The organism is Polaromonas sp. P1_G2, assembly GCF_056405515.1.
On the sequence record NZ_JBFUBY010001591.1, the window covers coordinates 1 to 380 of the forward strand.

Genomic DNA, 380 nt, shown 5'->3' on the forward strand with positions numbered 1-380 from the left:
GTTGGAAGCGACCGGGCGCACAGGCGCTGATGAAGGGTTTGACGCGCGAGCAATCGAGCGTATTTCATTCCCTACCCTTGACGATGCCGACTCAGAGGACGGCGCGGCGATAGATGAGGCGGATGAGCGAGCATGGTTGATCCAATGTAAGCGTGAAAAGGCCATCGGTCCAAAAAAGCTAGTTCTATATCTCGATGATGTGCCAGAAGAGCAGCGCGGCCATTTGTACGGTCTCATTTTTGCTGCAGCATGCGATTTTTCGATATCTGCGCGCGACCAATTTCGCGACAAGGCTCGTGAACTCGGATTCAGCGAAGTCTATTTGTGGGGCAAAGCTGAAATCGAAGACATGCTTTTCCAGCCGAAAAATGACTTCCTCC

At 52.4% G+C, this 380-nt stretch carries 1 pseudogene; it reads left to right on the top strand.

Annotation, left to right across the window (positions count from 1 at the left end):
- A pseudogene (locus AC1D0P_RS31685) lies at positions 1–380 on the top strand (hypothetical protein); the annotation flags it as partial.